Here is a 12,811-nt window from a genome sequence, read left to right as displayed (position 1 = left end):
TGCGCAGATTAAACGCCCTCGCGCCTGATTGGCACGGCGTTATTTGACGATTTTCTCGTCCTTGACGAACATGTTTGCCCAGGCCCGGTCGATCAGGTCGGGGCTCATCTGATAGGGGATGCCTTCGAATTCGCAGATCGCGATCATCTGGTCGATCAGGAAGATCGGCTGATAGTTCGCATAGATGTTGTTGATCGTGGGGTATTTGACCTTCAACAGATGCACCAGCGCGGCCTCGTCCAGCGGCATGCCGCGTTTGCGGGCAACCATGGCGAAGATTTTCAGGAAGTTTTCCTGGTTCGGACCGTCGATCTTGATCTTGAAGAAGATACGGCGCAGGGCGGCCTGGTCAAAGATCTCGTTCGGGTGGAAGTTGGTCGAGAAGATGACCAGCGTGTCAAAGGGAACTTCGAACTTTTCACCCGATTGAAGGCCAAGGATGTCCTTGTTTTCTTCCAGCGGAACGATCCAGCGGTTGACCAGCGCCTGAGGTGGTTCCGCCTGACGGCCAAGGTCGTCGACGATGAAGATGCCACCTGTCGATTTCAACTGCAGCGGCGCCTGGTAGGTGCGCGCGGTCGGGTTGTAGACCAGATCAAGCATGCTGAGAGACAGTTCGCCCCCGGTCACAACCGTCGGGCGCTCGCACTGAACATAGCGCGAATCGAACCGTTTGCGGCGGCGCAGGCTGTTGGGGTCATCGGGTTCCTGTTCGATGGCGGTATGGACGATCGGGTCATAGACGGTGATCACCTGCCCGGCATATTCGATGGCCCAGGGCACATAGACATTGTCCCCCAGCGCGTCGCGGATACCGTTCGAGATCGAGGATTTACCATTGCCCGGCGGGCCATACATCAGGATCGACCGGCCGGCGCTGACCGCCGGGCCCAAATGGTCAAGCAGGCTGTCGGGCAGAACCAGATGACCCATCGCACCGGTCAGTTGTTCACGCGTAACCTGAATGTTGCGAATCGACTGGCGCTTGACCTGCTCGCGATACACGTCCAGCGGTACTGGCATGGCGCCGAAATACTCCGACTGGCTCAACGCGTCCAGCGCACGCGCCTTTCCCGCATCGGTCAGTTGGTACCCCATTTCGTTGCCGCTGTTGGCGTTCAGGGTGCCGGTCGCCTCAAGCAGTTTCTGATCGCGGGTGATATCAACCAGTTCCTGCGTAACGGAACCCGGAAGACAGATGGCTGCGGCGATCTCGGACACGGTGTCGACGTTCTTGCGAAAGATCGTCTTGAGCAAAATGTCCCGCATCATCACCAGCGGAAGCTGCATTTCACCCAGCCCCTTTGGGGCAGGGGGGGCCATAACGGAAGTGGTCTGCATATTCATGAGCGTGGCTCGTCTATCCCGGTTTCACGTCAACGGGCCCTGAAAGGGCCGCTTGCGGAAAATTTGGCCCGCCTTTGTGGCAGGACCAAGGCGGGGGCAAGGCGCGCTGATGATAGTTCACGAACCGTAAACAGTTCCCAAAATCAGATACATGGCCAAAGCGCCTGCCAGGGCCAGACCCATTGGAAATTGCCGGCCACGGTCCCAGCTTTCCCAATGCGGTGCGATGCTGCGCAGACGGGTGTTTTTGGCCAGACGATGGGTTGCCACGGCGGCCAGAAGGGTCGCTGTCAGAACGGCCAACAGGATAAAAGCGTCGGCAAACCAGACGAAAGGAGAGGCCGCAGCCAGGAACTTGGCGTCTCCCGCACCCATGACCCCTGCCGCGTTCAGGACGATGCCAACAAGCAGAACAATGACAATATGCAGCAGTTGCCACAGATAGAGGGGCAAAGTGACGGATAGGGGGCCAATATTCCCGCTTAACCACTCCTGCGACCACGGCGGCAGGACAAACAGACCGATGACGACATAAACAATCGCCAGCGCCAGAACCGCGTGATTCTTGATCCGCATTTCACGCATATCAGTGAAAGCGACGTAAAAGCAGATTGGCAGCACAAATGGCAGGAACCACGCAGCTGCAACCGCAGGGATATGCATCAATCAGGCTTCCTCGAGCGCACGCAGCGAACGGACGGCTTCGTCGAAATGTTGCGGGTGGGTGGCAATGGCCTCGCGGAACAGGTTCTTGGCCGTGTTCACATCGCCTTGCTTGACCGCCGAGATCCCCATCGTATTCAGCAACTGGGCGCGCTCGATTTGGGTCATCGGAATAACCGGCATGGTGTAGTTTCTCTGGGCCGATCTGGCCAGGACAAGGTTGTTCTTGGCGGTGAACAGGGATTTGTCGTGCCGGATCGCTTCAGTAAACAGGCGTTCGGCCTCGGCATACTGGCCGCGTGTCAGCTTGGAATAACCCCAGTTGTTCATCACACTGCCCGGGCGCGTCGTCAGGCCCACGGCGGTTTCGTAGAAATGATCCGCCCGCTTCCAGCTTTCCTGCGAATCCGCCACCAACGCCTCGAGACGATAGCGCTTGAATGTCTCAAATGTGGGTGGAACCGAATCCAGCACAGCCTCGGCCTCTTTCCAGTTGCCGCCGCGAACCAGAGCGTCTGCATACTCGACCTTGTCCGCGTTGGTCGAGCCTTTCATGCCTGTAACCTTCTTCCACGCGGTAGAAGCTTCGGTTGTGCGTTTGGCGCGTGACAGGGATATCGCCAGACCCCGCTGCAGGTCGATGCGATCAGGGTTCTTGGTGGCCGCATTGTGGAAATATGTGACCGCCTCGTTCGGGTCGGCCGCACTCAGCAACACGTCATTCAGATTGGTTTCATCAATGACGTTTACTTCCTGAAATGTACGCTCGACCTTTTCTTCTTCGGTCTCTTTGGCGCATGCCGATACAATCAATCCGCATATGACGATCGACGGAATCAAGAATTGTTGGCGCATTTTTGCGTCCTTTACTGCTCTTGCCTCTGGTTACGGGAGCTTGCGAAGCGTAAATTGCCCGTCGCCTTGCTGCTCCAGCGTATATTCTTGTTCTTGTGAGGTATTATTATCAGGATTTTCCATTTTTGCGAGTGCTAACCGCAGATTGTCGCGGATTGCGTCACTTTCGCCATTGTCCAGCGCATAAGCGCGCTGAAACACCTGAGCCGCTTCCGGATATTGCCCGGTTTCCATCAGCAGAACGCCCAGATTGTTCCAGGCCACCGGCCAATCGGTATCATCCTTGACGGCCCGTCTCAGCAGGGTTTCGGCTTGGCCAAGGCGCTTCAGGCCCAGATTTGCCGTGCCCATCGATGTCAGGATTTGCGGCGTCATCCCCTGTTCCAGAGCGGCGCGGGTAAAGGACTTGAGCGCCAGTTCGTACTCGCCGGCGGCCATCAACCGGTTTCCAACCTCAATTTCGTCCTCGGCCTGTCCTCCGGCGTCAATGCCCGGAGCCTCCAGATCGCCGGAACGATCGGTCTCTGTGCAAGAGGCCACCATGGCGAAAACCAGGGTGACCTGAAAGATGCGGCGGAGCCCGGTCCGGGCGCAGCATCGAAATGGGTTCATCAGGTTACTACCGGCCGAAAGTCGAAATAACGTTTGCCGAAGGCCCGACAAGAATAACCAGCAAAGGCGGAACTGTCAGTCCCATTGTGACAAGCGTCATTTTGGTTGGCAGCTTGTTCGCAGCCTCTTCCGCGCGCATGACGCGCTTGTCGCGCATCTCGCCCGCATACACCCGCAGGGCTTCTGCAATTGATGTACCAAAAGTCGCCGACTGGATCATCACCGTGACGAACGAGTTGACGTCCTGCACGCCACAACGGGTGCCAAAGTCACGCAGGACGGTATCCTTGTCCTTACCCGCTTTCATTTCGTAAGCGACGATCTCGAACTCCTGCGAAATGTCGGGGTACGAGGCTTTCATTTCGTTGGACACCCGGACTATGGCTTGATCGAGGGACTGACCAGCCTCCACACAGACCAGCATCAGGTCAAGCGTGTCGGGAAAGGCTTGCGTAATCTTCTCTTTCCGCTCTTCGATGCGGCGCGTGATCCAGTATTTGGGGATCATGTAGCCGACACCGCCGGGCACCAGCACGCGCACCAGAATTTGCTGGGTGGTGAATTCCTGCGTTCCCGCGAACACCGTTACCAGCAGAACGCCGACAATGATGCCGATGATCCCAAGGGAGAACTGTGCAAAGTGGAAAAACCGCACCGCATCCTTGGTCTGGTACCCTGCCTGCCGCAGCTTGAGCTGCATTGCCGACAGCTCTTCCTGATCTTTCGGTTCCAGAAAGGTCGCGAATTTTTCAAGCTGCTCGTTCCGACCGGCGTTCCGCAACTGGTCTTTCTTGGCCTTTTTTCCCTTCTTGGGCGCGGCATTCGAACGCTGTAACTTCTTGAGCGGATCCTCGGGCTGGTTCAGCATCAGAGGGATAGTGACCAGGATCATGAACAACCCCAGAACACCGACCACGATCAGTGGTCCGAACTCGCCCAGATGCTCGGTCAGCAAGTCATTGATGCGGGTCAGGAATTCCATTGCCGTGCCCTCAAACCTTGATGTTGGTGATGATTTTCATGACGATCAGGTTCAGCGTCAGCGTGATGCCAACAAAGAAACACATCGGAATGAACCATGGATGGTCGAGAACGCCGTCGTAATAACCGGGATCCTTGACCAGTATGAAAGCCAGACAGCCCAGCGGGAAGGCCGACAGGAATTTACCGGACCACTGTGCCTCGGCCGTGATCGCCTTGACGCGGCGAAACAGGCGGAATCGGGCACGGATAACCTGTGCAAGACCGGCCAGAATCTCTGCGAGGTTACCGCCGGATTGCTGCTGGATGCCCACGGCAACCGCCAAAAACCGCAAATCCTGCATGTCCAGACGTTCGGCCATGTCTTTCAAGGCTTCGCCAACGTCGCGGCCATAGGCGCATTCATCGGCGATGACGCCAAACTCGGTTCCCAGCGGGTCCTGAACCTCGGTGGCAACAACCTGAATCGTTGAGACGAAGGGGTTGCCGACACGCAGCGAGCGAACCATCAGTTCCACGGCTTCGGGCAATTGTTCTTCGATCATGCCCATGCGTTTCTTGGCCTTTTGGTTCACCCACGCATAAACGCTGCCAACACCGATTGCGACGGAAATGGCCGCCCGTAAGGCGGTATCGGTGGCTGTGCCGATGCTAAGCCCCATGAACGCGACCCCGGATACAAGGCACATGATCATGATCAATTGACGGGGCGAAAACGCAATCGCCGCCTTCTGCGCCTTGTCGGCCAGAAGGGAATAGAGCGGGATGCTCTGCGATTTCATATGCTGCTGCATTTCCTTGCGCAGCTGTTCCAGAACCTGTTCACGCCCGACACCTTTGTCGAGCATGTCGAGGCGGCGGTTTACCCGGCTGTTAAGGCTGATGGATTTGCCGAACGCGACCAGGTAGATACCTTCGACCAGGGCCAGAACGCCCACGAAGATCGCGACATAGATCAATGCCTCCATAGGCAGTTGCATATCCTTGATCTCCTACATTGTGGTTGGGTCGTAAATGGACGCGGGCAGGTCAAAGCCCCACAGACGGAAGCGCTCGGAGTAGTGGCTGCGCACGCCGGTTGCGGTGAAGTGACCGATAATCTTGTTGTCAGGTGTCAGGCCAACACGTTGAAAACGAAAGATTTCCTGCATGGAAATCACATCGCCTTCCATCCCGGTGATCTCGGTGATCGATGTCATGCGGCGCGAACCGTCCTGCAAGCGGCTGGCCTGTACGATCAGGTTCACAGCGCTGGCAATCTGGCTGCGCACGGCCTTGATCGGCATCTCGATCCCGGCCATCGCGATCATGTTTTCCAGACGCGAGATCCCGTCGCGGGCCGAGTTGGCGTGGATCGTGGTCATTGACCCGTCGTGGCCGGTGTTCATGGCCTGCAACATGTCGATCACCTCGGCACCGCGCGTCTCACCCACGATGATACGGTCGGGGCGCATCCGCAGGGCGTTTTTGAGACAGTCTCGCGGGCTGACCTCACCTTTGCCTTCTACGTTGGGCGGGCGACTTTCCATCCGGCCCACATGGGTCTGCTGCAGCTGAAGTTCGGCTGTATCCTCGATCGTCAGGATGCGTTCGGCGTCGTCAATGAAGCTGGACAAGGCGTTCAATGTGGTCGTTTTACCAGAACCTGTACCACCCGATACGATAACGTTCAGGCGCGTAGACACCGCAGCTTGAAGATAGGCAGCCATTTCTTCGCTGAACGCACCGAAATTGACCAGATCATCGATGCCCAGCTTGTCCTTTTTGAACTTACGAATGGATACCAGAGATCCGTCCACCGCAATCGGCGGCACCATGGCGTTGAAACGCGATCCGTCAGCAAGACGGGCGTCAACATAAGGATTGGATTCATCGACCCGGCGACCCACGGCGGACACGATCTTGTCGATGATCCGCATCAGGTGCTTTTCGTCCTTGAAGGTGATGTCGCTGAGTTGAAGCTTGCCATCGCGTTCCACGAAGATCTGCTGCGGTCCGTTCACCAGAATATCGTTGACCGTGTCATCCTGCAGCAAGGTTTCCAAAGGCCCAAGCCCGGTGACCTCGTCATAAAGTTCCTTGTTGAGCTGCGAACGGTCTTCGCGGTTCAGAACGATGTTGCGCGATTCGAGAACTTCGCTGGCAATGGCGCTGATTTCGGCCCGAAGCTCAGCCTCGGCGGCTGATTCCAGCGCCGAGAGGTTCAGGTTTTCAAGCAATTCGCGATGCAGATCGATCTTGATTTCACTCAAGCGTTCCTTGCGCTTGCGGTCACGGTCGGAAGATGAGGCCTCGGCGGCCTTTTTTTGCACCGGTTTGCGGACAACCGCCGTTGTGGCAGAGGCAGGAGCGTTTGCCGCGGCCGGGGCGGCCTCTGGGGCTTTGGCCGCAGTCTTGACCGGCTGCGCATCAGGCTGCTTCTTGTATCTCGAAAACATGACGGCTGTCCCCTTGAGAAGTTGTTACGCGGCTTCCGCGTTGCTCGAGCCCAGGCTGTGAAGCGACTTGGCCAGTTTGGCGATTTCCCGCCGCAGTGGGTTCTTGGCGGCAGATTTTGCAAGCGGCAGGCCGTGATCGCCGGCTTGCAGAACAGGTTTGCCACCTTCGGGCAGTTGCAGATCGATGGAGATTCCCAGGCTTTCGCCCATGCGCTTGACCCGGCCCTTGCCGTTCAGATCCGTGAATTTTGGCGCCCGGTTCAATGCAAAGCGCAGCTTGTTGAAGGGCAGCTCCTCGGCCTGCAAGGCACGCTTCAGGCGCAGCGCGTTCTGGGCGGACCGCATATCCAGCTCGATCAGTGCAAAATAGACATGCGCCGCCGCCAGCACCGTTTCGGACCAGTGCACCAGCGTTTTTGGCATATCCACGACCACATAGTCGAAATGCTTGCGTGCGGTGTCGATGACGCGCTGAATATCCTCCGGCGTAATCAGGTCCAGCGGCACAATGTCGGAAGGCGAGGTCAGAACCTGCAGTTTTTCTTCATATGTCTGCAGCGCCTGGGAAAAAACATCGTCGTCCATGGACGCCGTGTCCGACAGCATTTCAAACACTGTCTCGCGACGCGGCAGGTCCAGATAGGTGGAAACTGTGCCAAATTGCAGATCCAGGTCAATCAGGCAGACGGTCGGTGCTTCTTTGTCCGAAACCGTAGCCAGTTCCCAGGCAAGATTGACCGCCAGAGTGGTCGAACCTACGCCTCCGGCCAGGCCGTGCACCACAAACAGCGCGCCTTCTTTTGATTCGCCCTGGGTCAGCGGAACTGCCGCCGCCTGGGGCGCGGCAACCGGATCGGGCTGTTTCATGCGCTCGATGGCTTCCTGCAACTCGCCTTCGGGCAGCGGGTACGGGACAAATTCATCGGCACCTTTGCGCAGCAGCTGATGCAGCAACGCAGGTGTGACATCTTCGGCGATCAGAACAACTTTGATTTTCTTGTCCTTGGCGCGGGTGATGATTTCACCCATCAGCGTCAGGTTGTCTTCGTCTTCCCCGTCGATTGCAAGTGCCACAAATTCAAGAGAATCTGCCTCGGGCTGGCCGAAAAAAGCCAGTGCCTCAGCAAATCCAAGATCGCCCCAGCGTTCACCCAGCGCAACTTCCATGTCTTCGATCAACAGATCGAAGTTCTGGACATCACGGCTGATTGTGCAGGCCAGAATGGCGTTATTTTCGTCTTGCGGCGCGGCGCTTGTCATTAACACAATCCTCGTAGTGAGGGCTTGGCAAATCTTACAAACACAAGCGGTCTGGTCGGATTGGCTGTCGCCCCGATGCGGTCAAATCTGGCCGCAGGTCACCCAATTGTTGACAACGTCTCTTGGAAGTTGGGCGAGAATTGGGCGTAAAAGAACAAATTGTAGGGAATTGGGCGACGATGTCGCCCAAAACCAGTTTATTGTTCGGATGTAACGCCAAGGTTTGTTGCGCTGCTCAGTTGTGTTGCGTAAGTCGCGCTCGCAACATACTCGCGATAGACGACCTGGGCGTACTTGCCGTCCAGAATCAGCGGATCGCGATCCAAGAAGCCCGACACCTCGGTCACGGTACGGCGGTTGCGCCGATCCCGGTTTGGCGTGTCGATCAGCGGGCGCGCTTTGCCAAAGGACACAACGGCCTCTAGGCGCGATCGCGAGATGCCCTGCTGAATCAGGAAGGCAACCGCAGCATTGGCGCGCCGTTGACCCAAAGCCTTGTTATAGGCCGTTGAGCCGACAGCATCCGTGTGGCCGTACACGCGGAACCGAGCCTCAGGGAATTGCTTGATCCAATCCGCCTGCTGCGCCAGGATTCGCTGTGCCGAAGCATCCAGTTGCGAACTGTTGAAGGCAAAATTGATCTGGGTTGGAACCTCGGCCGCAAACCGCTGAGCCAGGATCTGGGCATAGGACAACTCACCATTCATCACCTGGATATTGTTGAGAGTTGCGTTGCCGAAAGCGCCCGAATCGATTTCGTAGCCCGCTTCCCGTGTACAGCCTGCGACAGCGACCGACAGACATAGTGTCATCATCCACTTTTGCATGGGTCCTATCCTCCTCATCAATCCAGGACGTAGCCGTAAGAGCTGCCATAGCCCTGTTTGGCCACTTCTGTTGCGGCGCCTGCACCGGCACGTGTTGTCCGGGCGGTCTTGCCATTCACGAACAGATCGAATTCGCTGGGCGGTTTGACCCGATCGGTGGGCAGAGCTAGGGCCTCACCCCGCGTCGGCGACACAAGATGTGCGGTGATGATAATAACCAGTTCGCTTTGCTCGCGCTGGTATTCGGCGCTCCGGAACAGGGCACCCAGGACAGGCACATCGCCAAGCCACGGGATCTGGTTGTTCAGGTCGGCAAAGTTGTCTTGGATCAGCCCGGCGATAGCAAAGCTCTCACCGTCGCGCAGTTCAACCGTCGTGCTGGTCTGGCGTGTGATAAAGCTTGGAACGTTGTCGCCATTGATCGTGAAGTTCGAGCTGTTATCGATCGCCGAGACAGACGCGGCCATCTCCAGATTGATCAGATCGCCGTCGACAACACGTGGGATGAAGTCTATTTCGACACCGAAGGCCTTGTATTCAATGGTAACGACACCATCGTCCTGCGGAACCGGGATGGGTACTTCGCCGCCGGCCAGGAATGTCGCTTCTTGCCCGGACAGTGCTGACAGGTTGGGTTCAGCCAGGCTGCGGGCCAGGCCTTTGGCCTCAAGGGCCTCCAGCAACAGGCGAACCTGGGTCGAACCTGCGCCAAATCCAAACAGGATCGCACCTGTGTTGGACTGCACGGCGGGAATGTTGTTGCTCAGTGCGTTCTGCAATGCCAGCGAGTTGTTCAGCGTGTTGATACCGCCGGTCACATCGCCGCCACCGAAGCCCAGCGATGCTGACAGGCTCTTGGCGACCGAGCGGTTCATCTCTGCAAACCGGACTTTCAGCATGACCTGCTGCACGCCGCCAACGCTCATAAGGTTCGAAACGCGTTCCGGGGCATAACGCTCCGCCAGTTCCAGCGCGCGGGCCAGCTTTGCCGAGCTGGACACGGTACCGGACAGCACGATGCCGTCATTTGCCGTACGCACCTCGACCCGCTCATCGGGCAGGATCTGGCGCAGCCTTTCCTTGAATTCGGTCACATCCGGTGCCACACGAACGCGAACGTTCGTGATCAGATTGCCGACGCCATCGAACAACGTCAGCGTTGTGATGCCAGGAGCCTTACCAAGAACATAGATCGTGCGGTCCGAAAGCGACGAGATGTCGGCGATACCCGCGTTGGCGATGCTCAGTTCTGCGAACGGCTCTTCACTCTCAACAACAATTGCGCGATTCATAGGGACATCCAGCGTTTCCGCTGTGCCTTTTTTAACCACGCGAATATTTTGTGCCCAGGCGGCATCGCCGACCGGGCTCACAACAAGCGCCAACCCCAGCAGGGTTGCGCTGATCCAGGAACGTATTGTCATGTGACCTGCCTCTCCGATCACGCCTCGTTTTTGGGTCTATCGCCCTCTAATACGAAACACTGCGCGAATTCAGAATTTATTGCAATAATCAATGGTTTCTGGATTGTTCCTTATGTGGGGAATGGGCAACAATCAAAATAGAAAGAGCCGCGCAGATTGCGCGACTCAAGTCCGTAACGCTCTGATTTAACGTCAGTTTGTGCAGGGAATTGGGGTTTCGACGATCTCTCCGCCGCGGCGAGTCCGGATCGTACACACTCTTTCCTGGGCTTTTTTCGGAGCAGGCGCCGCCTCTTTAATACCCAACAGTTTTCGCTGGTCGACTTCGATTGCCGCGGTGATGGCCTCGTCCTCGACCCCAACCAAGGCAAGGGACAGGCGGCCGGTACTCTGGGCCTGGGCCAGCGAGATGGCCTGTTCCGGTGTAACGGCCACCGTGACCGTACGTGCAATCGTTGTGCCCGTGACGTCCGAGCCTGCGGACTGATCAATAGCAACCAGTCTGATACTAGGAAGGATCAAACGTGTGAGTTCACCGCTGGCACCCTCGACCGTGCCTCGCAACGAGCCGGTCCAGATAATGTCGACGTCGTCTCCTGGGCGCAGAAATCCGGATACGCCGGACGCAACATCAACGCTGATGGCAAAGGCCCGCTTGCCTTTTTCCAGGCGCGAGGTCAGACCCGCGGCTTCGCCCGGCCGGGTAATCTTGACCTCCATGATAGCTTCGTCTTTTTCCATGGCCCTCATGACATAACGCTCATTGTCTCCGGTCTCGGGGAACAGGACGGTCATTTCCGTGAATGTGCCCTCGGGGATCGCGTTTTCGGGCCAATCGACGATACGCACATCTTCTTCCTTTACGCGTTCGCCATACTTTAGCGAACGGTTGGACACGATGACGCTGACGGTCGGAATTACATTGACGTTCGCGTTTGCCAAAGCTTCCTGGGCTGCCAAACGCTCGCGTGCGAGAGCATCCTGATAGGCGGCGATATAGTTGCGCGCCATGTAAACCGCGCCGCCGGCCAGAGCCACCCCGACGATCAGAACAAGACCAAACACAGCTCGCATGCGCGCACCTCATATTTTCGATGGCCAGAGTCATTTCGGCCAGTGGGAAACTTTGAAACAGCTTATTTCCTAAACAGGAATTGTGTCGAAATGTAGGACAAAGAAGACATTTCTATCACTGTTCCACGATTGTAGGGCGAGTTGGCAACACACTCAGGTCAAGCGCAGGCCCCGGGGGGCTACGTTTCAAACGTCCAGCGTGAAGAGCCCAGAGTTGGCTGAACTATGCTTGGAAACCTTAGGCAGTAGCTCAGCTACCGCCGCCCGCGGTCCCTGAAACAACGATCCCGCCAGGCGCGTTGTTGGATCCGGTACTGATGGTCCCGCTGGACATCGCCGAGCTGGTGTTCCCGCTCAGGCTGATGGTTGCTGTCTGGATACCGAAGTAAATCAGTGTCGCAAGCGCAATGATTATGGCAGTCAGAACGACCCAGTCGACGGTGACAGCACCGTCTTCAGAGGTGATAAAGGTTTTCGTGAACCTGATCATTGCGGGTCGCTCCAGTAAAGCAGGGTCGGGGCAGAACCGACCAATAGAATCTGTTCATGTACAACCTTTGCTGATGCACACATTATGTTTTGCTTTGCCGGAATGGCGTGAATTGGGCAAAACATTGAATAATATGACGTATTTGGATTTCTTTGAGGTGCGCATGGCCGTGACCGCGCCTGATTTTCGCTCGGTTGCCAAATCGCCGATGCCTTGCCTGGCCGGTTCTTGAGTTCACGGTTCCAAAAGAAAAGCCGCGCCAGTGTTGGCGCGGCCTGTTTCCAGTTCTGGGAATTGTCTGGTTTAGTTGGTGCCCGAACCGGTGATACCACCTGAAACGGTACCATCGCTGGTGCCGGTGTTAATGGTTGCGCTGCTCAGCGCGGCGTTCACGTCGGTTGCCATGCCCTGTGCGCCGTTGGCGATCTGCTGGTAGGCCACGGTGCCCAGGCCGATGACTGCTGCGGTCAGAACGACCCAGTCAACTGTCACGGCGCCGTCTTCGTCTTTGCGGAAGTTCTTGATGAACTTGATCATGTTACGTCCCTCCTAAAGGATCTAAGTCAATTAACCTTGGCGTCTTTCAGAGCTTTCTCTCTCAGTCCGCTCATGACCGTCTCGGTATGGATATATGTTTGACTGTTGTGCGTGGCAGGAATTGGGCCAAACACAGTTTTTTTGCGCTTCGTCTTAACTTTTTGGTCACGAATTCGATATCTAATTGAAAAAGAACAAAAAAAATTTTCAACGTGACGGTATTGACCTTCGCAAGAGATGCAAAATTGCGCCAAATGAGGCGAAATTGCCCCAATTCGCTTTGTTTTTCTGGCCTTGCGGCCG

At 56.7% G+C, this 12,811-nt stretch carries 14 protein-coding genes; 1 reads left to right on the top strand and 13 read right to left on the bottom strand.

Going from position 1 to position 12,811, the window contains the following annotated elements; all coding sequences use genetic code 11:
- Nucleotides 1-39: 39 nt before the first annotated feature.
- From ACR0J8_RS09220 to ACR0J8_RS09165, 12 genes are all read right to left on the bottom strand, one after another.
- Nucleotides 40-1,347: an ATPase gene (locus ACR0J8_RS09220; protein WP_170613292.1), complete on the bottom strand. Its 1,308-nt coding sequence runs from the start codon at nucleotides 1,345-1,347 to the stop codon at nucleotides 40-42.
- 117 nt (nucleotides 1,348-1,464) lie between these two features.
- Entirely contained in the window at nucleotides 1,465-2,010 is a 546-nt protein-coding gene (locus ACR0J8_RS09215) for a prepilin peptidase (protein WP_170613776.1), read from the bottom strand.
- 3 nt (nucleotides 2,011-2,013) lie between these two features.
- Nucleotides 2,014-2,865 (bottom strand): tetratricopeptide repeat protein, encoded by an 852-nt coding sequence (locus ACR0J8_RS09210; protein WP_170613290.1) that lies wholly within the window; start codon nucleotides 2,863-2,865, stop codon nucleotides 2,014-2,016.
- A gap of 30 nt (nucleotides 2,866-2,895) precedes the next feature.
- Nucleotides 2,896-3,477 (bottom strand): tetratricopeptide repeat protein, encoded by a 582-nt coding sequence (locus tag ACR0J8_RS09205; RefSeq protein ID WP_170613288.1) that lies wholly within the window; start codon nucleotides 3,475-3,477, stop codon nucleotides 2,896-2,898.
- 7 nt (nucleotides 3,478-3,484) lie between these two features.
- Entirely contained in the window at nucleotides 3,485-4,459 is a 975-nt protein-coding gene (locus ACR0J8_RS09200; protein WP_480524806.1) for a type II secretion system F family protein, read from the bottom strand.
- Nucleotides 4,460-4,469: 10 nt separating this feature from the next.
- On the bottom strand, nucleotides 4,470-5,438 hold the full coding sequence (locus tag ACR0J8_RS09195; RefSeq protein ID WP_170678144.1) for a type II secretion system F family protein: 969 nt from the start codon (nucleotides 5,436-5,438) through the stop codon (nucleotides 4,470-4,472).
- A gap of 12 nt (nucleotides 5,439-5,450) precedes the next feature.
- Nucleotides 5,451-6,896 carry a TadA family conjugal transfer-associated ATPase gene (locus tag ACR0J8_RS09190; RefSeq protein WP_170613282.1) on the bottom strand — a complete coding sequence of 482 codons (1,446 nt, stop codon included), beginning with the start codon at nucleotides 6,894-6,896 and terminating at the stop codon, nucleotides 5,451-5,453.
- A gap of 24 nt (nucleotides 6,897-6,920) precedes the next feature.
- Nucleotides 6,921-8,156, bottom strand: coding sequence for a CpaE/TadZ family protein (locus tag ACR0J8_RS09185; RefSeq protein ID WP_480524804.1), 1,236 nt, complete (start codon nucleotides 8,154-8,156; stop codon nucleotides 6,921-6,923).
- Between the two features lie 197 nt (nucleotides 8,157-8,353).
- Nucleotides 8,354-8,983: an OmpA family protein gene (locus ACR0J8_RS09180; protein ID WP_170678138.1), complete on the bottom strand. Its 630-nt coding sequence runs from the start codon at nucleotides 8,981-8,983 to the stop codon at nucleotides 8,354-8,356.
- 17 nt (nucleotides 8,984-9,000) lie between these two features.
- Complete coding sequence (locus ACR0J8_RS09175) at nucleotides 9,001-10,407, bottom strand: type II and III secretion system protein family protein (RefSeq protein ID WP_480490474.1); 1,407 nt, start codon at nucleotides 10,405-10,407, stop codon at nucleotides 9,001-9,003.
- A 192-nt stretch (nucleotides 10,408-10,599) separates the two neighbouring features.
- Nucleotides 10,600-11,481: a Flp pilus assembly protein CpaB gene (cpaB, locus tag ACR0J8_RS09170; protein ID WP_480524802.1), complete on the bottom strand. Its 882-nt coding sequence runs from the start codon at nucleotides 11,479-11,481 to the stop codon at nucleotides 10,600-10,602.
- Nucleotides 11,482-11,731: 250 nt separating this feature from the next.
- Entirely contained in the window at nucleotides 11,732-11,971 is a 240-nt protein-coding gene (locus tag ACR0J8_RS09165; RefSeq protein ID WP_480524801.1) for a hypothetical protein, read from the bottom strand.
- Between ACR0J8_RS09165 and ACR0J8_RS09160 the strand changes: the two genes are divergently transcribed.
- Nucleotides 11,958-12,203, top strand: a complete 246-nt coding sequence (locus ACR0J8_RS09160; RefSeq protein WP_480490471.1) for a hypothetical protein — start codon at nucleotides 11,958-11,960, stop codon at nucleotides 12,201-12,203. The two genes, ACR0J8_RS09165 and ACR0J8_RS09160, sit on opposite strands and share 14 nt — an antisense overlap.
- A gap of 71 nt (nucleotides 12,204-12,274) precedes the next feature.
- On the opposite strand, the gene ACR0J8_RS09155 is transcribed toward ACR0J8_RS09160, so the two are convergent.
- Nucleotides 12,275-12,508, bottom strand: a complete 234-nt coding sequence (locus ACR0J8_RS09155) for a Flp family type IVb pilin (protein WP_480490470.1) — start codon at nucleotides 12,506-12,508, stop codon at nucleotides 12,275-12,277.
- Nucleotides 12,509-12,811: the final 303 nt, after the last annotated feature.

The organism is Ruegeria sp. N11 (assembly GCF_056531525.1).
The sequence above is the reverse complement of the archived record's forward strand: the minus strand, read 5'-3'. Positions and strand labels throughout refer to the sequence as shown.